General features: G+C 64.0%; 22 protein-coding genes. 13 read left to right on the top strand and 9 right to left on the bottom strand.

Going from position 1 to position 22,394, the window contains the following annotated elements; translation table 11 throughout:
• The first annotated feature begins 267 nt into the window (after window positions 1-267).
• From ABSY17_RS03780 to ABSY17_RS03745, 8 genes are all read left to right on the top strand, one after another.
• A complete protein-coding gene (locus ABSY17_RS03780; protein WP_378942515.1) occupies window positions 268-1,893 on the top strand; it encodes an AMP-binding protein in 1,626 nt (541 codons plus the stop codon).
• On the top strand, window positions 1,890-2,726 hold the full coding sequence (kynA, locus tag ABSY17_RS03775) for a tryptophan 2,3-dioxygenase (RefSeq protein ID WP_378942512.1): 837 nt from the start codon (window positions 1,890-1,892) through the stop codon (window positions 2,724-2,726). The genes ABSY17_RS03780 and kynA overlap by 4 nt, the downstream gene beginning before the upstream one ends.
• Window positions 2,727-2,768: 42 nt before the next feature.
• Window positions 2,769-3,905: an ABC transporter substrate-binding protein gene (locus tag ABSY17_RS03770; protein ID WP_378942510.1), complete on the top strand. Its 1,137-nt coding sequence runs from the start codon at window positions 2,769-2,771 to the stop codon at window positions 3,903-3,905.
• Between the two features lie 150 nt (window positions 3,906-4,055).
• Window positions 4,056-4,976 carry a branched-chain amino acid ABC transporter permease gene (locus tag ABSY17_RS03765; RefSeq protein ID WP_378942507.1) on the top strand — a complete coding sequence of 307 codons (921 nt, stop codon included), beginning with the start codon at window positions 4,056-4,058 and terminating at the stop codon, window positions 4,974-4,976.
• Between the two features lie 26 nt (window positions 4,977-5,002).
• The gene (locus tag ABSY17_RS03760) at window positions 5,003-5,974 is read left to right on the top strand and encodes a branched-chain amino acid ABC transporter permease (protein ID WP_378942551.1); all 972 of its coding nucleotides are present in this window, start codon (window positions 5,003-5,005) and stop codon (window positions 5,972-5,974) included.
• A complete protein-coding gene (locus ABSY17_RS03755; protein WP_378942505.1) occupies window positions 5,967-6,716 on the top strand; it encodes an ABC transporter ATP-binding protein in 750 nt (249 codons plus the stop codon). Before ABSY17_RS03760 ends, ABSY17_RS03755 begins: the two co-directional genes overlap by 8 nt.
• On the top strand, window positions 6,713-7,399 hold the full coding sequence (locus ABSY17_RS03750; RefSeq protein ID WP_378942503.1) for an ABC transporter ATP-binding protein: 687 nt from the start codon (window positions 6,713-6,715) through the stop codon (window positions 7,397-7,399). Before ABSY17_RS03755 ends, ABSY17_RS03750 begins: the two co-directional genes overlap by 4 nt.
• Window positions 7,400-7,641: 242 nt before the next feature.
• Complete coding sequence (locus ABSY17_RS03745) at window positions 7,642-8,238, top strand: L,D-transpeptidase (RefSeq protein WP_378942501.1); 597 nt, start codon at window positions 7,642-7,644, stop codon at window positions 8,236-8,238.
• A 48-nt stretch (window positions 8,239-8,286) separates the two neighbouring features.
• Here ABSY17_RS03745 and kynU read toward each other — a convergent pair whose 3' ends face one another.
• The 4 genes from kynU to ABSY17_RS03725 all read right to left on the bottom strand — a co-directional run bounded on the left by kynU (window position 8,287) and on the right by ABSY17_RS03725 (window position 12,307).
• Window positions 8,287-9,534 carry a kynureninase gene (gene kynU, locus ABSY17_RS03740; RefSeq protein ID WP_378942498.1) on the bottom strand — a complete coding sequence of 416 codons (1,248 nt, stop codon included), beginning with the start codon at window positions 9,532-9,534 and terminating at the stop codon, window positions 8,287-8,289.
• A gap of 12 nt (window positions 9,535-9,546) precedes the next feature.
• Window positions 9,547-10,470 carry an ABC transporter permease gene (locus ABSY17_RS03735; RefSeq protein WP_378942496.1) on the bottom strand — a complete coding sequence of 308 codons (924 nt, stop codon included), beginning with the start codon at window positions 10,468-10,470 and terminating at the stop codon, window positions 9,547-9,549.
• Between the two features lie 5 nt (window positions 10,471-10,475).
• Window positions 10,476-11,255, bottom strand: a complete 780-nt coding sequence (locus ABSY17_RS03730) for an ABC transporter ATP-binding protein (RefSeq protein WP_378942493.1) — start codon at window positions 11,253-11,255, stop codon at window positions 10,476-10,478.
• Window positions 11,256-11,320: 65 nt separating this feature from the next.
• The gene (locus tag ABSY17_RS03725; RefSeq protein WP_378942490.1) at window positions 11,321-12,307 is read right to left on the bottom strand and encodes an ABC transporter substrate-binding protein; all 987 of its coding nucleotides are present in this window, start codon (window positions 12,305-12,307) and stop codon (window positions 11,321-11,323) included.
• Between the two features lie 157 nt (window positions 12,308-12,464).
• Here ABSY17_RS03725 and ABSY17_RS03720 point away from each other — a divergent pair, with 157 nt between their 5' ends.
• Entirely contained in the window at window positions 12,465-13,244 is a 780-nt protein-coding gene (locus tag ABSY17_RS03720) for a GntR family transcriptional regulator (protein ID WP_378942488.1), read from the top strand.
• Entirely contained in the window at window positions 13,241-14,209 is a 969-nt protein-coding gene (locus ABSY17_RS03715; protein ID WP_378942486.1) for a threonine/serine dehydratase, read from the top strand. Before ABSY17_RS03720 ends, ABSY17_RS03715 begins: the two co-directional genes overlap by 4 nt.
• Before the next feature lie 40 nt (window positions 14,210-14,249).
• Here the strand turns inward: ABSY17_RS03715 and ABSY17_RS03710 are convergent, their stop codons facing one another.
• Window positions 14,250-14,717, bottom strand: a complete 468-nt coding sequence (locus tag ABSY17_RS03710; protein WP_378942484.1) for an Lrp/AsnC family transcriptional regulator — start codon at window positions 14,715-14,717, stop codon at window positions 14,250-14,252.
• A gap of 124 nt (window positions 14,718-14,841) precedes the next feature.
• Here ABSY17_RS03710 and hppD point away from each other — a divergent pair, with 124 nt between their 5' ends.
• Window positions 14,842-15,951 carry a 4-hydroxyphenylpyruvate dioxygenase gene (hppD, locus tag ABSY17_RS03705; protein WP_378942481.1) on the top strand — a complete coding sequence of 370 codons (1,110 nt, stop codon included), beginning with the start codon at window positions 14,842-14,844 and terminating at the stop codon, window positions 15,949-15,951.
• 192 nt (window positions 15,952-16,143) lie between these two features.
• Window positions 16,144-16,572: a hypothetical protein gene (locus ABSY17_RS03700; RefSeq protein ID WP_378942479.1), complete on the top strand. Its 429-nt coding sequence runs from the start codon at window positions 16,144-16,146 to the stop codon at window positions 16,570-16,572.
• A gap of 178 nt (window positions 16,573-16,750) precedes the next feature.
• Here ABSY17_RS03700 and dctP read toward each other — a convergent pair whose 3' ends face one another.
• From dctP to ABSY17_RS03680, 4 genes are all read right to left on the bottom strand, one after another.
• A complete protein-coding gene (dctP, locus tag ABSY17_RS03695; RefSeq protein WP_378942476.1) occupies window positions 16,751-17,785 on the bottom strand; it encodes a TRAP transporter substrate-binding protein DctP in 1,035 nt (344 codons plus the stop codon).
• A 550-nt stretch (window positions 17,786-18,335) separates the two neighbouring features.
• Window positions 18,336-19,304 carry a 2-hydroxyacid dehydrogenase gene (locus tag ABSY17_RS03690; RefSeq protein ID WP_378942474.1) on the bottom strand — a complete coding sequence of 323 codons (969 nt, stop codon included), beginning with the start codon at window positions 19,302-19,304 and terminating at the stop codon, window positions 18,336-18,338.
• A 76-nt stretch (window positions 19,305-19,380) separates the two neighbouring features.
• Window positions 19,381-20,706 carry an NAD(P)/FAD-dependent oxidoreductase gene (locus ABSY17_RS03685; protein ID WP_378942471.1) on the bottom strand — a complete coding sequence of 442 codons (1,326 nt, stop codon included), beginning with the start codon at window positions 20,704-20,706 and terminating at the stop codon, window positions 19,381-19,383.
• A gap of 103 nt (window positions 20,707-20,809) precedes the next feature.
• Entirely contained in the window at window positions 20,810-21,802 is a 993-nt protein-coding gene (locus ABSY17_RS03680) for an MDR family oxidoreductase (protein WP_378942468.1), read from the bottom strand.
• Window positions 21,803-22,033: 231 nt separating this feature from the next.
• Here ABSY17_RS03680 and ABSY17_RS03675 point away from each other — a divergent pair, with 231 nt between their 5' ends.
• Complete coding sequence (locus ABSY17_RS03675) at window positions 22,034-22,279, top strand: WGR domain-containing protein (RefSeq protein WP_378942466.1); 246 nt, start codon at window positions 22,034-22,036, stop codon at window positions 22,277-22,279.
• Window positions 22,280-22,394 lie beyond the last annotated feature (115 nt).

Here is a 22,394-nt window from a genome sequence, read left to right as displayed (position 1 = left end):
GAAACGTCAATGATCCAGCGTCAGAAACTTTATGCTTGAAATAAATTTCGACCGATGCGATGCTCAGCAACATCAGCCGAGAATGGGAGGTCTCGCTGTGCCGCCAGCCCGTCGCGTCGATATGTGCATCCTCGCTTGCCTTCACCGAAGGCCCATACGCGACCGGCCGCCAGTGCGATCCCTCCCGCAGGACATAGACAAAACCATCGCAGCCTGAGCCGGGCATCATCGTGCCATGGCGCAAGGCAGACAGGGGACAGCCGCAGCATGCTTGGACCGTCAGCGCATATCGACACCTTTACGCGCGACAACCTGCCGCCCGAGGACCAGTGGCCCGACTTCCTGCTCGGCGGCTTCGACTATCCCGACTACATCAATGCCGGCGTCGAGCTGACCGACCGGTTGGTCGAAAAGGGTTTTGGCGACCGCACGGCGCTGATCGGCAACGGCCGCCGCCGCACCTACAAGGAACTGTCCGACTGGACCAATCGGCTGGCGCATGCGCTGGTCGAGAACTACGGCGTCAAGCCCGGCAACCGGGTGCTGATACGCTCGGCCAACAACCCGGCGATGGTTGCCTGCTGGCTGGCGGCGACCAAGGCCGGTGCGGTCGTGGTCAACACCATGCCGATGCTGCGCGCCGGTGAGCTGTCAAAGATCGTCGACAAGGCCGAGATTTCGCTCGCACTCTGCGACAGCCGCCTGATGGACGAGATGGTCGCCTGCGCCAAGGATAGCGCCTTCCTCAACAAGGTCATCGGCTTCGACGGCACCGCCAACCACGATGCCGAGCTCGACCGCATAGCCCTCGACAAGCCGGTCACCTTCAACGCGGTGAAGACCGGCCGCGACGACGTCGCGCTGCTCGGTTTCACCTCTGGCACCACGGGCGTGCCGAAAGCGACGATGCATTTCCACCGCGACCTGCTGATCGTCGCCGACGCCTATGCGAGGGAAGTCCTTGAGGTCACGCCCGACGACGTCTTCGTCGGCTCGCCGCCGCTCGCCTTCACCTTCGGGCTTGGTGGGCTCGCCATCTTCCCGCTGCGCTTTGGGGCCGCCGCGACATTGCTCGAGCAGGCGACGCCGCCGAACATGATCCACATCATCGAGACCTACAAGGCGACGGTGTCGTTCACCGCGCCCACGGCCTACCGCGCCATGATGAAGGCGATGGACGAGGGCGCGGACCTGTCGTCGCTGCGCGTCGCCGTCTCCGCCGGCGAGACCCTGCCCGGACCGGTGTTCGAGGAGTGGACGGCAAAGACCGGCAAGCCGATCCTCGACGGCATCGGCGCTACCGAGATGCTGCACATCTTCATTTCCAACCGCTTCGAGGACCGCAAGGCAGCCTCTACCGGCAAGCCGGTCGGTGGCTACGAGGCGCGCATCGTCGATGGCGACATGAACGAGGTGCCGCGCGGCACGGTGGGTCGGCTCGTCGTGCGCGGCCCCACCGGCTGTCGCTACATGGCGGACGAGCGCCAGCGCGAATATGTCCGCGACGGCTGGAACCTGACCGGCGACGCCTTCTACCAGGACGCGGACGGCTTCTTCCACTTCGCCGCCCGCTCCGACGACATGATCGTCAGCGCCGGCTACAACATCGCCGGCCCGGAGGTCGAAGCGGCCCTGTTCTCGCATCCTGAAGTCGCCGAATGCGCTGTTATCGGCGCTGAGGACGGCGAGCGCGGCCAGATCGTCGAGGCCTATGTCGTGCTGGTGCAGGGCGTGGCCGCGGACCAGGAAACCGTCAAGCGCCTGCAGGACCATGTGAAGGCCGTGATCGCGCCCTATAAATACCCGCGCTCGGTGAAGTTCATCGATGCCTTGCCCAAGACCCAGACGGGCAAGATCCAGAGATTCCGGCTGCGCGCGGAGAAGGCAAATTGAGCAAGCCCTATGATCCCTCGACCGAGGGCGCCGAGATGTCGTTCAAGGACCGCATGTCCTACAGCGACTATCTGCACCTCGAAAAAGTGCTCGACGCACAGGACCCGCTCTCGTCGGCCCATGACGAGATGCTGTTCATCATCCAGCACCAGACATCAGAACTGTGGATGAAGCTTGCCCTGCATGAGATCGGGGCTGCTATCCGCTCGATCCGGGCTGACCGGCCGGAGCCGAGCTTCAAGATGCTGACGCGCGTGGCGCGCATCTTCGAGCAGCTCAACAGCGCCTGGGATGTGCTCCGGACGATGACGCCGAGCGAATATACCGAGTTCCGCGATGCGCTCGGCCAATCCTCCGGTTTCCAGTCCTGGCAATACCGCGCCATCGAGTTCATGGCCGGCAACCGCAACCTCGCCATGCTGCGCCCGCACGCGCATCGCCCGGAGCTCACCGAAAAGCTCGAGGCGATCCTGGCCGAACCGTCGCTCTATGACGAGGCGATCCTGCTCCTGGCGCGCAACGGCTTCGACGTCGGCGCTGATGCCCGGCGCACGGACTGGCGCGAGACCAGGCACGAAAACGAGGAAGTGCTGGCCGCATGGGAGGCGGTGTATCGCGATCCGCAACGCTACTGGACGCTTTACGAACTCGCCGAGAAGCTGGTCGACTTCGAGGACTATTTCCGCCGCTGGCGCTTCAACCACGTCACCACGGTCGAACGCATCATCGGCATGAAGCGCGGAACCGGTGGAACATCGGGCGCTTCTTATCTGAAGAAGATGCTGGAGGTTGAACTGTTTCCTGAACTCTGGAAAGTTCGCACTAGGCTCTGAAAAGCTTCAGACTACGACGATAACATTGGGAGGGAGATCCATATGAGGAAGATCATCGCGGCCGGAATTTTCGGCCTCTCGCTGGCGACGTCCGGCCTGGCCTATGCCGAGCCGGTCAAGATCGGCGTCATCACCACGCTGTCCGGCGGCGGCGCCGGCCTCGGCGTCGACATGCGCGACGCCTTTGCGCTGGCCATGAAGCAGTCGGGCAACAAGGATGTCGAGCTCGTCGTCGAAGATGACGGCCAGAAGCCCGAGATCGCCGTCCAGCTCGCCGAAAAGATGATCCAGAGCGACAAGGTCGACCTGCTGACCGGCATCATCTGGTCGAACCTCGCCATGGCGGTGGTGCCGAATGCGGTGGCGCAGGACGTCATCTACCTGTCGCCGAACGCCGGCCCGTCGGCGCTTGCCGGCGCCAAGTGCAACGCGAACTATTTCAACGTCGCCTACCAGAACGACAACTTCCATGAGGCGATGGGCCAGTACGCCAACAAGGACTACAAGAAGACCTTCATCCTGGCGCCGAACTACCCGGCCGGCAAGGATTCGCTGACCGGCTTCAAGCGCTACTACAAGGGCGATCTGGCCGGCGAGGTTTACACCCAGGTTGGCCAGACCGACTATGCCGCCGAAATCGCCCAGATCCGCGATTCCGGTGCCGACTCGGTGTTCTTCTTCCTGCCCGGCGGCATGGGCATCTCGTTCATGAAGCAATATGCCCAGTCGGGCGTGAACATCCCGGTCATGGGCCCCGGCTTCTCCTTCGACCAGGACGTGCTCGGCGCGATCGGCGATGCGGCGCTTGGCGTCAAGAACTCGGCGAGCTGGTCCAAGGACCTCGACAACGAAGCCAACAAGCAGTTCGTCGAGGCCTTCAAGGCCGAATACAACCGCCTGCCCTCGATCTACGCTGCCCAGAGCTGGGATACGGCCAACCTGATCCTGTCGGCGCTCGGCAAGGCCAGCGTCAAGGACAAGGACGCCTTCCGCGCAGCACTCAAGGCAGCCGACTTCAAGTCGGTGCGCGGCGACTTCACCTTCAACACCAACAACCACCCGGTCCAGAACATCTATGTTCGCGAAGTGGTGAAGGAAGGCGACGTGCTCACCAACAAGATCGTTGGCACCGCCTTCGAAAAGCACGGCGACGCCTACGCCGAGCAGTGCAAGATGTAGCCCCAGGCTGCATGCCTGATTGTCCGCCGCGCCGGCCTCGCATCCATGAGGCCGGCGCGGCGGCGGCCTGACAGCCATGCAACGAAGCGCCTTGCCAAAAAGGCGCGTCACGCTGGCGATGCCCCCTGAACCGAACTCCGGATCTTCCATTTGTCCATCGCACTGCTCATCGAGCAACTTCTCAACGGGCTGCAGCTCGGGGTGATGCTGTTCCTCATGGCCGCCGGCCTGACGCTGATCTTCGGCGTCATGGGGCTGATCAACCTCGCCCACGGCTCGCTCTACATGGTCGGCGCATTTGCCTGCGCTGCTGTCGCCGCCGCCACCGGCTCGTTCTGGATCGGCCTGGTCGCGAGCCTCGCCGCCGCCGCGGCGGCCGGGGCGATCATGGAGGTCACGGTCATCCGCAGGCTCTATGAGCGCGACCATCTCGACCAGGTGCTGGCGACCTTCGCGCTGATCCTGATCTTTTCGGAAGGCACGCGCTGGCTGTTCGGCTCCTTCCCACTCTATCTCGACATCCCCCCGCTGTTGCAGGGCGCGGTACCGCTGCCCGGCGGCGGCCAGTACCAGCTCTATCGCCTCGCCATCATTGGCGTCGGCATCGCGGTGGCAGTTGGCCTCTATCTCCTGATTTCGCGCACCCGGCTCGGCATGCGCATCCGCGCCGGTGAATCCGACCGCGAGATGATCGCAGCACTCGGCGTCGACATCCGCACGCTCTACACGGTGGTCTTTGCGCTGGGCGCGGCCCTGGCCGGCCTCGCCGGGGCACTGGTCGGCGCGTTGCAGTCGGTGCAGGTCGGCATGGGCGAGCCCGCGCTCATTCTCGCCTTCGTTGTCATCGTCATCGGTGGCATCGGCTCGATCAAGGGCGCGCTGTTCGGCGCGGTCCTTGTCGGCGTCGTCGACACCATGGGCCGGTTCCTTCTGCCCAAGGCGTTCGCCTTGATGATGCCCGCCGCACAGGCTGGTGCTGTCGGCGCGGCGCTGGCCTCCATGCTGATCTACATCGTCATGGCGCTCATCCTCGCCTTCAGGCCGAGCGGCCTGTTTGCGGCGCAGTCGTGAGGGGTGCCATGACCAGAACACCCATCATGAACCGCGAAACCATCGTCAACGCGCTGCTGGCGCTTCTGCTGCTTGGCGTCCCGCTCGCCGCATCGGCCATGGGCGAGGCCTTCTACATCACGCTAGCCACCCGCATCGCCATTCTGGCGTTGGCGGCCGTCGGCCTCAACATCGCGCTCGGCCTTGGCGGCCTGGTGTCCTTCGGCCATGCCGCCTTCTTCGGTCTCGGCGGCTATGTCGCGGGCATCCTGGCGACGCACGCATTCAACGTCGAGCCACTCGTCTTCGGCCTCAACGGTACGTCCTCGATGCCGGTCATCTGGCTGGTTGCGGTGACGATCTCAGGCCTCATTGCCCTGCCCATCGGTGCAATCAGCCTGCGCACCACGGGCGTCTATTTCATCATGATCACGCTGGCCTTCGCGCAGATGATCTACTACTTCGCCGTCTCCTGGCCGGCCTATGGTGGCGAGGACGGGCTGTCGATCTACGTTCGCAACGAATTCCCCGGCCTGAACACCGCGCAGCCCCTGCCCTATTTCTTGATCTGCTATGCCGTGCTGATGGGGGCACTCGCACTGTTTGCGCTGCTGCGTGGCTCGCGCTTCGGCGCGGCACTGCAGGCGGCGCGGCAGAACCCGACCCGCCTTTCCGCCGTAGGAATCGCGCCCTTCAACATCCGCCTCGTCGCTTTCGTCATCTCGGCGATGGTCACGGGGCTCGCGGGCGCGCTCTTTGCCGACCTCAACAAGTTCGTCAGCCCTTCGATGCTGTCCTGGCACATGTCGGGCGAGTTGATCGTGCTCATCATCCTCGGCGGCAAGGGGCGGCTGTTCGGCCCGCTCGCCGGGGCGATGCTCTACGTGCTGTTCGAATATGCGCTGGGTGGCATCACCGAACGCTGGCAGTTCTTCCTCGGGCTGATCCTGCTCGGCGTGGTGCTGTTTGCACGCGGCGGACTGCTGGGCCTTCTGGCCGGAAAGGCGCGACATGGCTGAGCCGATCCTTGAAATCCGCGACCTGCGCAAGACTTTTGGCGCGCTGAAGGCCACCGACGGGGTCAGCGTCGAGCTGCGCGCAGGCGAAATCCACGCGCTGATCGGCCCGAATGGCGCGGGCAAGAGCACGCTGATCCACCAGATCTCCGGCTCGATCCGGCCCGACAGCGGCACCATCCGCTTCCTCGGCCAGGACATGGCCGGCCTCGACATGGCGGCACGCGCGCGGCTGGGTCTCGGCCGCAGCTTCCAGATCTCGTCGCTGGCGCAGGAATTCTCGGCGCTGCGCAACGTCATGCTGGCGGTGCAGGCGCGTAAGGGTTCGAGCTTCCGCTTCTTCCGTCCCGTCATGAGCGACAAGAGCCTGACCGATCCGGCCATGGCGATGCTTGAACGCGTCGGCCTCGCCGCTCGCGCCTATCTACCGGCTGCCGAGCTGTCCCACGGCGAGCGCCGGCAGCTCGAAATCGCGATTGCGCTGGCGCTCGGCTCCAGGGCTTTCCTGTTCGACGAGCCGATGGCCGGCATGGGCCCCGAAGGCTCCAAGAGCCTGACGAAGTTCCTCGACGGCCTGCGCCACGAAGCGCCGATCCTGCTGGTCGAGCACGACATGGATGCCGTCTTCGCGCTGGCCGACCGCATCTCGGTGCTGGTCTATGGCCGTGTCATCGCCACCGGCACGGTGGACGAAATCCGCAACAACCCGGAAGTCCGGCGCGCCTATCTCGGAGAAGCCGCGTGAGCCTGCTCGAACTCAAAGGAGTCGAAACCTTCTATGGCGCCTCGCAGGCTCTGTTCGGCGTGTCGCTCGACGTGCGCGAGGGCGAGGTCGTCGCGCTCATGGGCCGCAACGGCATGGGCAAGACGACGACGATCAGCTCCATCCTCGGCCTTACCCGGCCGCGCTCGGGAGCTATCTGCTTCGCCGGCCGCCAGATCGCGGGCCAGAGGCCGCACCGCATCGCCCGGCTCGGGCTCGGGCTGGTACCGGAGGGGCGGCGCTGCTTTCCCAACCTGACGGTGCTGGAGAACCTGCTTGCCGCCGCGCGCGGCAGCGAATGGACGCTGGAAAGGGTCGTTGATCTTTTCCCGCGCCTCGGCGAGCGGCGCGACCAGTACGCCAACACGCTTTCCGGCGGCGAGCAGCAGATGCTGGCGATCGGCCGGGCGCTGATGACCAATCCGAGCCTCTTGATCCTTGACGAGGCGACGGAGGGGTTGGCGCCGGTCATCCGCCACGACATCTGGGCGGCGATCCGCAAGCTCAAGGCCACCGGCCAGTCGATCCTGGTCGTCGACAAGACGTTGTCGGAACTGCTGCCGGTCGCCGACCGCTGCTTCGTGCTGGAAAAGGGCGTGACCGTCTTCGAAGGCGCGCCCGAGGCGCTGACGCCGGAACTGCAGGACCGCTATCTCGGGGTGTGATCGGACGACCGCCCCACCCTCTCCCTCATGGGGAAGAAAGCATGGGGTATCCCTGGAAGTAGTTGGCGAGGATAGAGAGACGTCGGTGAAGCCCCATTGCCCGTCTTGCTTGAGATCTTTCGTCCGTTCGAACTGTCCGCCAAGTCATCACGCGTCTTGACGAGGCGCTTGCGGTCGACGTAACTGGCTGCACGTTCAGGTAGAGAAGTCGATATATTCAGGAGATTTATTTGGTAGGTTCTTTGAACAGACGATCCATGATTTTTGGAGGGATATCATTTCTGGCGCTGGCCGGTCGCGCTGAAGCCTCGCAGCAGCGTTGGTATATCGGAAGAATTCCAGACAACCCGTTTGACATCCCGCTCATCGACAAGTCGCTTCTCCCCCGGCAGTTCCACCGGCAATCGGTGCCCTATTGGGGCAATGAACCTGTCGGAACAATCCTTATCAACAAGCGAGAGCGCTTCCTGTACTACATCGAAGCTCCCGGCAGGGCGATCCGCTTCGGTATTGCTGTCGGTCGGGACGGGCAGAGATGGAGTGGCGAGGCAATCATTGGGCGAAGGGCCAGATGGCCAACCTGGACTCCCACCGCCAACATGCGACGCCGCAATCCGAACTTGCCGCAGCAGGTCCCCGGAGGCCCACAGAATCCGCTCGGAGCACGGGCGCTGTACCTGTATCGCGATGGCCGCGATACGCTGTACCGCATTCATGGGACCAATGAGCCGTGGTCCATTGGCAACGCCGCATCGTCCGGTTGCATCCGGATGTTGAACGAGCACGTTTTCGAGCTCTTCGGAACAGTGCGCAACGGCGCCCGCGTTGTCGTTGTCTAGCCAGCGCCTCGGATCGACCCTCCCCACAAGGGGAGGGTGAGCCGGAAATCACGTCACCGCTGCCCTGACGGCGAAACGCGCATCCTTCCAGGCGCCGCTGCGCAGGATGTCCTCGAGCACCTCGACCGCCTGCCAGACATCCTTGAAGCCGATATAGAGCGGGGTGAAGCCGAAGCGGAGCGTGGCGGGGGCGCGGAAGTCGCCGATCACGCCGCGCTCGATCAGCGCCTGCATGATCTCGTAGGCGTTGTCATGCGCGAAGGCGACCTGGCTGCCGCGCTTCGTTCCGTCGCGTGGGCTTTCGAGCTTCAGCCCGTAGCCGGCGCATTTCGCCTCGACCAGCTGGATGAACAGGTCAGTCAGCGCAATGCTCTTGGCGCGCAGCGCGGCCATGTCGACGTCGTCCCAGATGTCGAGCGCACCTTTCAGCGCGCGCAGCGACAGGATGCCTTGCGTGCCGCACTGGAAGCGGCGAATGCCGGCATCCGGCGCATAGCCCTGCTCGAAGGCGAAGGGCCGCGCGTGACCCCACCAGCCGCTCAGCGGCTGGCGTGCCTCGGCCAGATGGCGCTCGGCCACATAGATGAAGGCCGGCGCGCCGGGGCCGCCATTGATGTATTTGTAAGTGCAGCCAACCGCGAAGTCGGCATTGCAGGCATCGAGCTCCACCGGCAGGGCGCCGGCAGTGTGGCAGAGGTCCCAGACCACCAGGGCACCGACATCGTGGGCGCGCTTGGTCAGCGCGGCCATGTCGCGCAGCTCGCCCGACTTGTAGTTGACGTGGTTGACCAGCACGACGGCGACCGTTTCGTCGATCAGTTCCTCGATGTCAGGCGCATGGACGCCCTCGAGGAGGATCGACGTGCCGGCCCGCGTCGATGCCACGCCTTCGGCGACGTAGAGATCGGTCGGAAAGCTGCCGCCCTCGGCGACGATGACATTGCGGCCCGGCCTGAGCCCCATCGCCGCGTGCAGCGCCTTGTAGACGTTGATCGAGGTGGTGTCGGCAACGACCGTCTGGCCGGCGGCGGCGCCGATCAGGCGGCCGATCCGGTCGCCCAGTTCCAAGGGCATGTCGAACCAGCCGGCGCTGTTCCAGCTGCGGATGAGGCCCTGGCCCCACTCGTCCCGGGCGGCTTTTTCGATTTCGCCGTAGGCAGCCGAAGATGCCGCCCCCAGCGAGTTGCCGTCGAGATAGATCAGTCCCTCGGGCAGGACGAAGCGGTCGCGCATCGGGCGCAGCACATCGGCAGCATCCATCGCCTCGACCGTGGCGAGATCAGGAATTCCAGTCATGACTGTCCTCGATTATTCGCGGATGGTTTCGCGTGCCTGAGCGGGCCCGCGGCTGCGCTTGAGGCTCGGCAGAGCAAGCATGGCGAGCACGAACAGGCCGGTGGCGAGCTTGAGATCGGGGGGCGGCATGCCGGCGGCGAGGCAGAACGAGACCAGCTGGTAGTAGACCACCGCGCCGACGAACGGGGCGGCGAGCTGGCGTAGCACCGTCTGCTTACCGACGATCGCTTCGCCGATCATCAGGGCGGCAAGGCCGTTGATCAGGATGCCGAGGCCCATGTTGACGTCGGCGAAGCCTTGGCTCTGCACCATCAGCGCACCGCTGGTCGCCGAAAATGCGCTGGCCATGCCGACGCCGCCGATGGTGGCTGCCCAGACATTGATCCCCTGTGCCTCGGCCATATCAGGGTTGGCGCCGACCGCGCGGATCGCCGTGCCCTTCTCGGTCTTGAAGAACATGTTGAGCAGGATGAAGACCAGCGCACCGATCAGACCGGCAATGATGATCTTGCTGGCCGGGAAGCCCGGCTGCACGAAGGGTGCCCAGTCGAACACGGTGGGCGCGCCGAACACCGAAAGGTTCGACTTGCCCATGATGCGCAGGTTGATGCTGTAGAGCATCGTCATCATTAGGATGCCGGCGAGCAGCGTGTGGATACGAAAGCGCAGGTGGATGAAGGCCGTGCAGCAGCCGGCTAGGAAGCCGGCGATCAGGGCCACGGCAATCGCCGTCAGCGGCGACGCACCGGCGGCAAGCAGCACCCCGCAGACGCAGCCGCCGAGCGGAAAGGCGCCCTCGCTGGTCAGGTCGGGGAAGTTGAGCGTGCGGAACGGGATCATGATGCCCAGCACGACGAAAGCCAGGATCAGGCTCTGCGCCAGCGTGACGGGGATGAGCGAGATGAAGCTCGTGAAAACGGTCTGGATAAAGTCCATGGTGATCAGCTCGCCAGCAGCATGCGGTCGGTTTTCACGGAGAAATGGCCGATCAGGTCGACAACCGTGATCTTGGCCTTTTCTTCGCCGGAGATTTCGAGGCGTACCTTGCCGGCGTCGAGCATGATGACGCTGTGGCCGAAATCGACGGCGTGCTGCATGTTGTGGGTCACCATCAGCGTGGTGAGTTTCAGCGCCTCGACGGCGCGCACCGTGGCCTGCATGACGATGTCGGCGGTGCGCGGATCAAGTGCTGCGGTATGCTCGTCGAGCAGAAGCAACTCGGGATTGCCGCCCACCGCCATGATCAGCGACAGCGACTGGCGCTGGCCGCCCGACAACAGCTCGACGCGTGTGTCGAGGCGATTTTCGAGACCCAGGCCGAGCAGCGAAAGCCGCTCCTTGTAGTCGGCGAGGCGCTTGGCGTTGAGACCCGGGCGCAGGGTGCGCTTCTTGCTGCGCAGATCGGCGAGCAGCATGTTTTCGGCGACCGTCATGGAAGCCGCGGTGCCCTTCATCGGGTCCTGGAAGACGCGGGCAAGCCGCATGGCGCGCTTGTGGACCGGCGTGTCCGTCACGTCGTCGCCATTGATGATGATCTGGCCGGAATCGAGAACGAGCGCGCCCGAGATCGCATTGAGCATGCTGCTCTTGCCGGCGCCGTTGGAGCCGATGACCACGCCGAACTCGCCAGTGGCGAGATTCAGGCTGAGATCGTCCAGCGCGATCTTTTCGTCGGGCTGGCCCTTGTAGAATACTTTGCGTGCAGATCGGATTTCGAGCATCCGTTCCTCCCGGAAACGGTAACGGCGTTGGAAACGCCGTTACCTGTTTTGACGAAGCCGAAATGTCAGTCGACGATGCAACCGCAGTCGGCCAGCGACGCCGGGATCTCGACGCCGAAGGCGGCCATCGCCTTCTTCGAGATCATCGGAGCGTGGTCCTCGTAAGCCGGGAGCGAAGGCGCGATATTCTTCGGATCCTTGCCCTTCAGCACTTCGGCCGCGATCTTGCCGGCGTTGACGCCGACCTGTTCGTAGTTGACCGCGAAGCTCGCCGGTACGACGCCGTCGCGAACGGCATTGTCGTCGGCATTGACGACCGGGATGCCGGCCTGGCGGGCCGCGGCTGAGACGGCCGGGATCGCCGGCTGGATCAGGTTGGAGGTCGGGCCGTAGATCACGTCGACCTTGCCGGCCAGCGAGGCGATGCGCTGCTGGATGTCGTTGACGTTGTCGATGCCGACCTCAACGACCTCGAAGCCGGCTGCCGGAGCAGCGGCCTTGATCTTCTCGACCAGGGCCACGTCATTGGCCTCGCCCGGATTGTAGGGCACGCCGAAACGCTTGGCGTTCGGCAAAAGCTTCTTGGTGAATTCCATCACCGCCTTGACGTCCTGCAGGTCGGTGGCGCCGGTCATGCCTTCGTCGCCGGAATCCCACGACGGAACCAGCTTGGCGGCAACCGGATCGGTGACGGCCGAGAACACGATCGGAATGCCCGAGCCGGCGAGCGCCTTCTTGGCGATCTGCGAAACCGGGGTGGTGACGGTATACAGCAGCTTCGGCTGCTCGGCCTGCAGCTTGGCGATCATCTGCGGAACCAGCGAGGCGTCGAAATTGGTATGGCTCTCGGTGTAGACGACATCCTTGCCATCGACAAAGCCGTTCTCGGCGAGGGCCTTCTTGAAGCCTGCAACGGCTGCGTTCAGCTGCGGATGCTCGCCGAAATTGGCGATGCCGACCTTGATCGGATCGGCGATGGCGGCAGTGAGGCTGGTGGCGAGTGCGCCGGCCAGGATCAGACCCGACAGCAGGCCGGACTTCAAACTTCTCATCTATTCCTCCCAGATTTGACAAGGCACCACCTATCAAGGGCGGCTTGGCCCGGATCATGGCCAGTCGTTCGGCATCTGTCAAACATTATATATAATTCTTGCCAGTTGCGCCCATGATATATAATCCTTCGGGCGGTTGGTTTGCAGATGGACGGCGATGCAGGACGACGAGCACTCCACGAAGACTGAGGCGGCTTACCGGCTGCTGCGCCGCGACATCCTGGCGACGCGCCTGATGCCTGGGGCGCCGCTCAAGCTGAGCGCGCTACGCACCACCTACGGCGTCGGCTGGACGCCGCTGCGCGAGGCGTTGTCGCGACTGGAAGCCGAGCGCCTGGTGACGGCGATCAGCAATCGCGGCTTTGCCGTCGCTCCCGTATCGCGGGCCGAACTCGAAGATCTCGCGAAAGCCAGGATGGTGGTCGAGCTGCCGCTTCTGCTCGAATCGATGGAAAAGGGCGGCAGCGACTGGGAAGCCGCCGTCGTGACCGCGCACTACAGGCTGTCGCGCTGCAAGACTGCCGTCGAAGACCCTTCCGACGCCGCGGTGGACGACTGGGACGAAAAGCACGAAGCCTTTCATGCAGCCCTGCTGAGTGCCGCAGATGCCAACTGGCTGCTGCGCTTCCGCGCAACGATCTCCGACCAGTTGCGCCGGCACCATCGCTTTCTCGGCCTGGCGCCGACATTGCGCGCGGCCAAAGGCCAGAAGATCGGCTACGAGGAAGCCATGGCGGCTTTGGGCGAAGCCCAGTCGCTTGGGCCGCACACCGCGCTGATGGAAGCAGCCCTCGACCGCGACTACGAGAAAGCTAAAGCGTTGATGAGCGACCACATCGGCTACACGCTGCATGTCTATGTTCATACCGAGGACTACAGCAGCAACAGGCACGCGGCACGCGCCGGCAGCCTGAGAGCGAGCGTGGTGGCCGAATGAGCGCCCCGCATCGCCCGACGCTCGACGAAATCGCTGCTGCGCGCGCGAGGCTCGCACCTTACATTCTGCGCACGCCGCTCGTCCGTCTCGACCTCGGCCTGCCCGACCGGACGATTTTCCTCAAGCTCGAGACCCTTTCTCCCATCGGCGCGTTCAAGCTCAGGCCGGCACTCAATGCGCTGCTGTCGCGCAACGCCGAGGCCCTCGCCAACGGCGTCGCCACCACCAGCTCGGGCAACATGGCCTATGGCATGGCCTGGGCCGCCAACAGGCTCGGCGTGCCGATGGCCGCCTACATGTATTCGGGCGCACCGCAGACCAAGATCGATGGCGTCCGCCGGCTCGGCGGCGAGGTCCGCTTCATCTCGATGGATAGCTGGTGGCAATACATCATCGGAGCCGCGCGCCCCGATGGCGCGGAACTGCTTATCAACCCGGTGACCGACCAAGCGGTGCTGGCAGGCAACGGCAGCATTGGCGCCGAGATCGTCGAGGACCTGCCGGAGGTCGACGTGGTGCTCACCCCCTATGGCGGCGGCAGCATGACCTCGGGCGTCGCCAGCGCGGTGAAGGCAATGCGGCCCGAGGCCAGGATATTTGCCGTCGAGGACGACAGCGCCGCACCGGTGACGGCGGCCCTTGCCGCGGGACGCATCGTCGACATTGAGACACGCCCCTCCTTCGTCAAGAGCATCGGCGGGCCGTCGCTGGTGCCGCAGCTGTGGCCGGTGGCGCGCGTACTGATCGATGGTGCCATTGCCGTCAGCCTTGAGCAGGTGACGGACGCGATGCGGCTTTTGTTCTCCAAGGCAAAGGTCGTGGCAGAGGGCGCGGGCGCCGCCTCGCTCGCCGCCGCCCTTTCCAGCGAACATGCCACCGGAAATGTCGTCTGCGTCATTTCGGGCGGCAACATCGACGCGTCAGCCTATGCGACAGTGCTTGCGGGTGGAATTCCTGAAGCTTGAATCTCGGGTCGGGCCGTGGACGGCCCTCCCCTCCCCTCCCCTACCCTATCGGCAGCGCGCCGAACTGCTTGAGCGTGGTCAGCACGATCGACGTCTTGACGTGCTGGACCGCATCGTGCGGCAACAGCACCTCGTTGACGAAGCGCGACAGGTCCGACAGCCCGCGCACCACCACCTTGAGGTGGTAGTCCATCTCACCGGTCAGCGAGTAGGCTTCCAGCACTTCGGGCAGGTCGTTGACCAGCTGGGCGAAGCGCCGGGCGTTGTCGCGATTGTGGGTGGCCAGCGTCACCGCGACGACCACCAGCAGGTCGAGCCCTAGTTTTTCCCGGTCGAGCATCGCCTGGTAGCCGCGGATATAGCCCTCCGCCTCGAGCCGCGACCGTCTTCGCGAGCATTGCGAGGCCGACAGCGCGATCCGCTCCGACAGTTCGTTGTTGGTCAACCGGCCGTCATCCTGCAACTGGCGCAGGATCTTGAGATCGAACTGGTCAAGGCCGTCAGGCATTGCGCGTTTCTCCTCTTGCATGCACGTTTCATGCGTAGATCGACCTATATCGGCGCAAAATGCAAGCACATTGCATCGAAACGGGAGCACACTATGCGCACCTAATTTCTGAGGAGGACTTACTATGGGCCCGTTTCCGCATGATGCGCCGCCGGCAAGGATCAGCGCCGACAACCCCGCCGGCACCGACGGTTTCGAGTTCGTCGAGTTCGCCCATCCCGAGACGGAGAAGCTCGAGGAGTTGTTCACCCGCATGGGCTACGTGCCGGTCGCCCGCCACAAGAGCAAGAAGATCACGCTCTGGCGCCAGGGCGACATCAACTATCTGATCAATGCCGAGCCAGGCAGCCATGCCATGCGCTTCGTCGGCGAGCATGGCCCCTGCGCTGCCTCGATGGCCTGGCGCGTGGTCGATGCCAACCATGCCTTCCGCCACGCCGTCGCCAAGGGAGCGGTGCCCTATACCGGCGACGACAAGGCGCTGGACGTGCCTGCCGTGGTCGGCATCGGCGGCTCGCTGCTCTATTTCGTCGACAAATACGGCGCCAAGGGCTCGGCCTATGACGCCGACTTCGAGTGGCTGGGCGAGCGCGACCCCAAGCCCGAGGGCGTCGGCTTCTACTTCCTCGACCACCTCACCCACAATGTCTATCGCGGCAACATGGATAAGTGGTGGGACTTCTATCGCGAGCTGTTCGGCTTCAAGCAGATCCACTTCTTCAACATCGACGGCCGCATCACCGGCCTGGTCAGCCGCGCCATCACCTCGCCTTGCGGCAAGATCCGGATCCCGTTGAACGAGTCCAAGGACGACACCAGCCAGATCGAGGAGTATCTCAGGAAGTACAAGGGCGAGGGCATCCAGCACATCGCCGTCGGTACCGACGATATCTATGACGCCACTGACCGGATCGCCGAGCGCGGGCTGAAGTTCATGCCCGGCCCGCCCGACACCTATTACGAGCTGTCGCATGCCCGTGTCCACGGCCATGACGAGCCGATCGAGCGGATGAAGACGCACGGCATCCTGATCGACGGTGAGGGCGTGGTCGACGGCGGCACGACCAGGATCCTGCTGCAGATCTTCTCGAAAACCGTCATCGGCCCGATCTTCTTCGAGTTCATCCAGCGCAAGGGTGACGAGGGCTTTGGCGAGGGCAACTTCCGCGCCCTCTTTGAATCCATCGAGGAAGACCAGATCCGACGCGGCGCGATTTCGCAGAACGCGGCCTGATCGGTATTCGCCCGCGTAGGGCGAACAACTATTCAAGTACGGGGCGGATTGCGGCAGGCAACCCGCCCCATTCTTTTTAAAATCTGCGACGGCACTTGATCTAGGACAAAGTTTCACCCCCTCCGGCCATGTAGCCTTTGTCAAAGCGGCGGGCATTGCGCCCGCGATTTGGCAAATGGGAGGGATCAGATCATGGGCATGCATCATCCGCTAGCCAATGGACTTTGGCATTCGGCTGTATCGACTTTTCAGGACTGGCGCCGCCGCCGGGCAGCCGTCAACGAGATCGCTGCGCTCGACCGCAAGGAGGCCGAAAAGGTCCTCGGCGAATGCGGTCTGACACAGGCGGAATTCACCGAGGCGATGCGCCATACATTCGCGTCGAGCATCCTGTTGCCCGAGGCGATGCAGTCTGTCGGCGTCGATCCGGTCGCCTTCGAGAAGGCCAATGCCGAGTGGAACCAGGACTTGCGGCGCACCTGCATGCTCTGCGCCCGTCGCAGCCATTGCAGCAATCTGCTGGCGTCGTCGGAGTTCGCCAACCGCTACCATAGCTTCTGCCCGAACAGCGCAAGCTTCGATGAAATGAAGAAGCTCGGCGCCGACGCGGCCGCAGCCTGAGACTTCAATCCCTGGGCTGCAGATAGGGCAGGCGGCGCTGAAATGCCCCCTGCCCTGCCAGTGCATCGTTCCCGTACCGGAATGTTCCGCTACCGAAATGCGGCGGTCTCATGCCACCCTGTCGGGCACCGCTCGATCGTCAAGGAAGGCGGCGACGTTGTTCACCGCCCGCATATGGTCATAGTTTACCCATCAGCTCGACAAGCCTCTTGCCGTCTTCCGGGTTGCGCTTGACGAACAGGTCGATCGCCGGTTGTTGCAGCGCGTCGATCCAGGCGGACTGCTCCTCCGGCGTCTGCATGTGCACGGTCATCTTGCCGCGATACTTGAAGACGTCGGGCGCTCCGGCCGCACGCGCTTCCCAGATGGTGATCGAGGTCTGATGCAGGGTCTCGGCCGCCTCCAGCACCACCTTGCGATGCTGCTCGGGAAGCTTCGCCAGCCAGTCCGGATTGACGAAGACATGGTAGACCGCCGAGAAGAAAGGAGCGATCGTCACATATTTGGTCATCGTGTCGTACTGCAGGCCGACCGACGACGAGATGTCGGTCAGGATCGAGTCCAGTTGGCCTTCCTTCAGCGCCTTGGCGACTTGATAGGGCTCAAGCTCCACTGGTGCCGCGCCCGCAAGCTCCATCACTTCCTTGTTGAAGCTGTCCATCGCCGTGATCTTGCGGCCCTTCAGATCCGACGGCAGCAGGATCGGCTTGTCGCTCGAATGGAAGACCGAGGTGCGGCTGGCGTGCATCCAGCCCAGGGTCTTGACGCCCAGCTTGTTGAACTTTTCCTCGAGCAGCTGGGCTGCCTCGGAGTGGGGGAACTTCTTCAACTGCTCCAGCTTGGTGAAGAAATGCGGGATCATCATCACGTCCATCTCCGGCACCTTCTGGACCCAGAAGAAGTTCGGAATGGCCGCGGCTTCCAGCGTCTTGCCTTCGGCGACAAGGCCGGGGAATTCGTGCCAGTCGGGCATCGGCCGCGGCTTGGTGTAGATGTCGATCAGTACCTCGCCATTGGTGCGTTCCTTGACCTCGGTGGCGAACGACTGCAGCGACCAGGTCATCTGATGGTCGAGCGGCGCCACATGAGCCAGGCGCATTACGTAAGGTTCCGCCGCCTGTGCCGAAGCCGCGGTCACCAGCAGCAGTGCCGCCACGAGGCCGCGTCTGCCGGCTGCCAGCCAAGCGCCGTATTTGTGTTTCGAAATTGACATAACTAACCTTCCAGCCGTTCTCGAGTATCTACAAGGATCACACAGGCAATTCCGAAATGGATTGCCAGCAAGAGGTGGGGCGCGTCGGGCTATGGCGCTTGAATTCAGGGCCTGTGACAACGCGTAAGCAAGCAGTTTATGTGTATACGTTTTATAGTATGAATGTTCGCAAGATTGGCTCTTGTGTACATTGGCTGCAGTTTAGGAATCGGAATTCCAGCTGTCAAGCAGCGCGTCTGTATGACGACATCTCATAAATTCAATGACTTAGATTGGAGCCCAGGTCGTGGTCCACTGGTCATTTAAGACCGCGCCGCTCTGATGGATCCTGCAGTCCGTACCCGTTCAAACTGTCGTCAAGATCGGCAACGGGTGCAGTGTTGGACGGCGAAGCTGACGTAGCGGCGCGCAAGTCGGAAGTAACTTTCGCCAAGACGATACGCGGATTCAAGGTGTGGGAGCGTCCTTTGCGCGACCGATTGGACGCACAACTGCCCCCTGCCCTACCCTACCTTGATGGGTATCCTCAGCGCCGGAAGACCGGCAGCCGTCACACCACCCTGTCGGGCACGGCGCGGCCTTCGAAGAAGGCGGTCAGGTTCTCCACTGCCTTCATGCCCATGGCGACACGGGTTTCCTCCGTGGCGCTGCCGAGGTGCGGCAGCAGCGCGACGTTTTCCATCGCCATCAGCTCGGCGGGAACCTCGGGCTCGTTCTCGTAGACATCGAGGCCGGCTCCGGCGATCGTGCCTGCTTGCAGGGCTTCAATCAGCGCCTGCTGGTCGACCACGTCGCCGCGCGCGGTGTTGATCAGGAACGCGCCCGGCTTCATGGCTGAAAGGCGCTGGGCATTGATCAGGTGCCTGTTGTCGGCTCCGCCCGGGCAGTGCAGCGAGACGAAGTCGGCCTCCCGCAGTACGTCCTCGATGGTTGACAGCTGGCGCGCGCCCAGCGCGCGGGTCTCAGCGTCGTCGACCTTCGAGCGGTTGTGGAAGACGATCTCCATGTCGAAGCCGAAATGGGCGCGCCTGGCCATCGCCTTGCCGATGCGGCCCATGCCGATGATGCCGAGCGTCTTGCCGGTCACCTTGGTGCCGATCATGTGGGTGGGCGCCCAACTGGCCCATTGGCCGGCGCGCAATTGCCGCTCCCCCTCCCCTGCCCGGCGGGCCACCGAAAGCAGCAGGCTCATGGCGAGGTCGGCGGTGCAGTCGGTCAGCACATCAGGCGTGTTGGTCACCACTATGCCGTGCTGACGCGCAGCCTCGGTGTCGATGTGGCTGAAGCCGACGCCGTAGTTGGCGATCACCTTGACGCGGATGCCGGCGTCGGGAAACACGGACGCCGATAGCCGGTCGCTGACGGTCGGTAGGATGGCGTCGTACTCGCGGAAGGCCGTGCTGAGCTTCGCCGGGGTGAGCGGCGTGTCCGTCTCGTTGAAGGTCGCCTCGAAGCGTTCGGCGAGGGTGCGTTCCACCGCTGCAGGCAAGCGTCGCGTCACGATAAGGCGAGGTTTCATTGCGATTCCTTAGTCTTTCTAGCCACTTAGCACGGCCGCGACGGCCGCGCCAAACGTCGATTTCCGCGAAAAGCCGCTACACCCCTGTTGTCGGACGGTGCCTGGTGCCGTCGATGAAGCGCTCGTAGCGGAAGGGCGTCGGGTCGACCAGAGGTGCGTCGCCCGTTACCAGGTCGGCCGTCAGCCGCCCGGCGGCCGGGCCGATGCCAAAGCCATGGCCGGAGAAGCCGGTGGCGATCACCAAGCCGGGCAGCGACTTGACCGGCGCGATCACAGGCACTGCGTCGGGCGTAGTGTCGATGAAACCGGCCCAGCGCTGCAGCACCGGCACGCCCTTGAGCTGCGGGAAAACTCGTTCCATCTCGGCCCGTGCTTTTTCCAGCAGGCCGACCGCCGGCTCGGGGTCCAGCGTGCGGTGCCTTTCATAGACGCTTCGTTCGCCGTCCAGCCCGGGTGCCACACCCCACGGGCCGCGAATGAACTGATCGAAGCGCAGCCCGACCGAACGCCACTCCTTCGACAGGATCGGCAGGAAGTCGGTGAAATAGCGGAAGCTATCAGGCACGAGATGATGATAGCTCACCATACCCTCGGCGATGGTGTAGCCGCCATCAAGGCGCTTGCGATAGGCGAAGCCGTTGCCCCAGGCAGCACCTTCCGGTCCGCCGGCGACGGGGCCGGTGCGTATCACCGACGAGCGCACGGCAAGCTGCGGCAGGCGGATGCCGAGCGGGTGGCACAGCCGGCTCGACCAGGCGCCGCCGGCCACCACCACAGTGCTCGCCCGGATCGTGCCATGCTCGGTGACGACGCCCGCGATGCGGCCACCCTCGGTCTCGATCTCTCGCACCGCGCAGTGCGTCAGGATGCGCGCACCGGCTCGCTGGGCAGCACGCGCAACGGCCGGCGCCGCTTTCTGCGGCTCGGCGCGCCCGTCGCTCGGCGTGTACATCGCGGCCCGGAAGGTTTTTTGTGCACCTGGCAACAATTCGGCCAAGGCCCTGCCCTCGATTATTCCGGTGTCGAGCGCATAGTCACCGGCGCTTTTGATCCACTCGCCGTGGCGCGCGACGTCCTTTTCGTCCTGGCAGAGATAGAGGATGCCAGTGCGCCGGAAGCCAACGTCCTCGCCGACCAATTGCTCGATGCCGTCCCAGATCTTCAGCGCCTCGACGATCAGCGGCAGTTCGCGTGGATCGCGGCCCATGCGACGGCACCAGCCCCAATTGCGGCTGGACTGCTCGCCGGCGATGTGGCCCTTCTCGCACAGCACCACCGAGATGCCCATTTGCGCCAGAAACAGCGCTGTGCTGACGCCAATGATGCCGCCGCCGACAATGACGACATCGGCTGCCGCGGGTTGTGTGTCGCCTGCCGGAACCGGATCGACCGCTGGTCCCATTGTTCTCTCCTCGTCGCCGTGCAGGCGAATTGCATGCCGAAACTCTCCGGCCGCTGTGGTGTTAAGGTTTGCCGCTTGGATGGATCAACTGGGCAAGGTCGCCTCAGCCGATTTCGATGACGATACGGCCGCGCACGGCGCCGGTCAGGATCCGGTTGGCGAGTTCTGGCAGTTCGCTCATCTTGTGGACCTCGGTCATTGCGGCGAGCTTGTCGCGGTCGAGATGGTCGGCCAGCGTCTGCCAGGCCTTCTGGCGCCTGGCCAGCGGCGCATAGACGGAATCGACGCCGATCAGGGCGACGCTGCGCAGGATGTGCGGCATCACGGTTGCCGGCAGGTCGGCGCCGCCGGCAAGACCGCAAGCCGCGACCGCGCCGCCATAGACGGTCTGGGCCAGCACATTGGCGAGCGTCTTCGAACCAACTGAATCCACGGCCCCGCTCCAGCGCTCCTTTTGCAACGGCCTGACGTCGCCGGCGAGTTCGGCGCGATCGATGAAGGAGGCGGCACCCAGGCCACTGAGATAGTCGTGCGTTTCGGCACGGCCGGTCGAGGCGACGACAATGTAGCCCTTGGACGACAGCAGGCTGACGGCGGTAGAGCCGACGCCGCCGGCCGCACCCGTCACCAGCACCTCGCCCTTGCCGGGCTCGATGACGGCCCATTTTTCGAGCGCATCGACGCAAAGGGCTGCCGTATAGCCGGCGGTGCCGATCGCCATTGCCTGCTCCATGGTGAAGGCGTCGGGCAGGCGGATCAGCCATTCCGGCTTGAGCCGCTGGAAGCGCGTATAGGCGCCCCATTCGGTCTCGGACATGCCCCAGCCATTGGCCACCACCTTGTCACCCGGCTTCCATGCCAGTGAACGAGACTCGACCACGGTGCCGGCGATGTCGATGCCGGCGACCATGGGCAGGCGTCGCGCAATGCGGCCCGTGCCCGACACGGCGAGGCCGTCCTTGTAGTTGAGGCTCGAATAGCTGACCTCGACCAGCACGTCGTTATCAGGCAGGTCGGCCTTGGTGATCTCGCGGAAGCCTGCGCGCGGCTTGCCCTCGACATCATCGATCATCAGGGCGGTGAAGGTCTCGCTCATGGCACTCTCCGGGAATCTCAGCCGTTTTGGCGGCCTGCCTCTGGAGGCCGCCGTTCGTTCGGCAGGAGATAATGAGCGCGATGATCTTGCAAGCGAAAATGGCCAGCCGTCATACCGTAATGTGCAAAGCGGCTGTGGGCGGTCTTTCGATCGCCGCGATGAATCGGTGCGGGCTGATCGATTCAGGACTTTCATTGGACGGCGGTTTCCCCGCGCGCGATTCTTCAAGGCATGGAAATCGCATCCTCCGTCCTGCATCTTCAGCGCCGCGACGCCGCCCGCAACATGGCGCGGTTCTATTGCCTGTCGGTCGAACCATCGCTGTTCGGCGATGCCGTGCTGGTGCGCGAATGGGGACGCATCGGCACCCGCGGCCGGCGCCGGCTCGACCTGTTCGCCGACGTCGCTGCCGCACAGGAGGCGTTTCGTCGGCTGGCCAGGGCCAAGGTCCGGCGGGGCTATCGCCGCGCCGGTTGACAGCTGTCAACGCACTCCAGTGCCGAAACGATCTGGCCAACGACTCGTTTCGTCACCGTCACAATGGTTAATTTGCGTTAACTATAAATAAGTTGACTCAACTCGTGCGCTCCAG

It is taken from the genome of Mesorhizobium sp. ANAO-SY3R2 (assembly GCF_042466635.1).
GTDB lineage: Bacteria > Pseudomonadota > Alphaproteobacteria > Rhizobiales > Rhizobiaceae > Aminobacter.
Note: the sequence above shows the minus strand (reverse complement) of the source record. Positions and strands in the feature narration are given on the sequence as shown.